The sequence below is a fragment of the Clostridium lacusfryxellense genome, assembly GCF_018861735.1.
GTDB classification, from domain to species: Bacteria; Bacillota; Clostridia; order Clostridiales; family Clostridiaceae; genus Clostridium_AD; species Clostridium_AD lacusfryxellense.
This window is the reverse complement of record NZ_JAHLEB010000139.1, coordinates 1-1,547: the sequence shown is the minus strand read 5'-3', so window position 1 is coordinate 1,547 and position 1,547 is coordinate 1. Positions and strand designations below refer to the sequence as shown.

Below are 1,547 nucleotides of genomic sequence, written 5' to 3'. Positions count from 1 at the left end.
TTTAGTCTTACGACTAAATTTTACTTTATACTAAAGTAATTGACTGGTTTAACAAAATATTATTTTGCTAAGTTTACCTATTTCTCTGTTTAATTTTCAAAGACCAATTTGCTCTGTTATCGTCAAGTGACGACTTCTACAATATTACTATATAATTCTTATTTTGTCAACATTTTTTTTAATATAATTTAATTCTTATTTAAGTTATATTTAAAACATATAAAATGTTAACTAATCAATCTTTCGCTTCATCGTTCTACGTTCGTTGCGACAAGGAATATTCTATCATAAGAATAAGACTACATATTTATCATATTCATTGTATACCATTATTATTCCTTATATCCTACGTATTGCTTTATAATCCTTTATTTTTATTATATTGACACACATGGTTAAGTATATAATCGTATAACTGTATTTAAGGATTTTATTCATTTATAAGATCTATAATATGCGATTTTTTTGCATTCTAATTCATGTTTTCAATATAACCCTATTTCCTAGATTTAATCCAAATTAATTTAATACCACATTTAATTTTATTTCACCTTAGCGTTTGCATCAATTATAAGCAAACAGTGTATTTTATCTGTTAAGGCTTATGATAAAGGTATTTAGAATAATGTAAGAACATAAATCCATACACGAAAGAGAGTTTATCTTCATATGAATTTATAAAAATGGATAATACTTTGTTTACTAGTGGCGCTTGGACATCAAAAAAAGACTTCGGTTAGGAGTTTAAGTCTCCCCAATGAAGTCTTCAATGCTATATCTAAAAAATTAATGTTTCACTTAGTTTATCTAAATTAATAATCATTATTCGAAAATAAAAAAACAGTCCTTATTGGACTGTTTTTTGGTGGAGATAAAGGGAATCGAACCCTTGACCCCCTGCGTGCAAGGCAGGTGCTCTCCCAGCTGAGCTATATCCCCACATATGGTGGACCTTCAGGGACTCGAACCCCGGACCGACCGGTTATGAGCCGGTAGCTCTAACCAGCTGAGCTAAAGATCCATATTACCTGGCAACAACCTACTCTTCCACAAGGTCACCCCTGCAGTACCATCGGCGCATTGAAGCTTAACCTTCGTGTTCGGTATGGGAACGGGTGTTACCTTCATGCCATAATTACCAGATCTATTAATATCCACCAATATGTTATTCTATTTTTAAAAAATGGCTCCGCGAAAAGGATTTGAACCTTCAACCTATCGGTTAACAGCCGAGTGCTCCACCGTTGAGCTATCGCGGAACATTACCTAGCGACAACCTACTCTTCCACAAGGTCACCCCTGCAGTACCATCGGCGCATTGAAGCTTAACCTTCGTGTTCGGTATGGGAACGGGTGTTACCTTCATGCCATAATCACTAGATGAGAATATAAATATTCTCTGAAAATTGCACAGTGAGTTAGTCTTCTTACAAAGACTTCGCTTTTTTTTAAATTATCTTGGTCAAGCCCTCGACTTATTAGTATTAGTCAGCTGAACATGTTACCATGCTTACACCTCTAACCTATCAACCTGGTGTTCTTCCAGG

Annotated in this window: 3 tRNA genes and 3 rRNA genes; all 6 read right to left on the bottom strand. The window is 34.3% G+C overall.

The features are described from left to right. Positions 1-863: 863 nt before the first annotated feature. Positions 864-939: transfer RNA gene (locus KPL55_RS25640), tRNA-Ala, on the bottom strand. Between the two features lie 5 nt (positions 940-944). Next, positions 945-1,021: transfer RNA gene (locus tag KPL55_RS25635), tRNA-Ile, on the bottom strand. Positions 1,022-1,026: 5 nt separating this feature from the next. Further along, positions 1,027-1,143 (bottom strand): 5S ribosomal RNA (rrf, locus tag KPL55_RS25630). Between the two features lie 41 nt (positions 1,144-1,184). After that, a tRNA-Asn gene (locus tag KPL55_RS25625) sits at positions 1,185-1,259 on the bottom strand. A gap of 5 nt (positions 1,260-1,264) precedes the next feature. Continuing rightward, positions 1,265-1,381, bottom strand: a 5S ribosomal RNA gene (rrf, locus tag KPL55_RS25620). A gap of 77 nt (positions 1,382-1,458) precedes the next feature. After that, positions 1,459-1,547 (bottom strand): 23S ribosomal RNA (locus tag KPL55_RS25615); the annotation flags it as partial.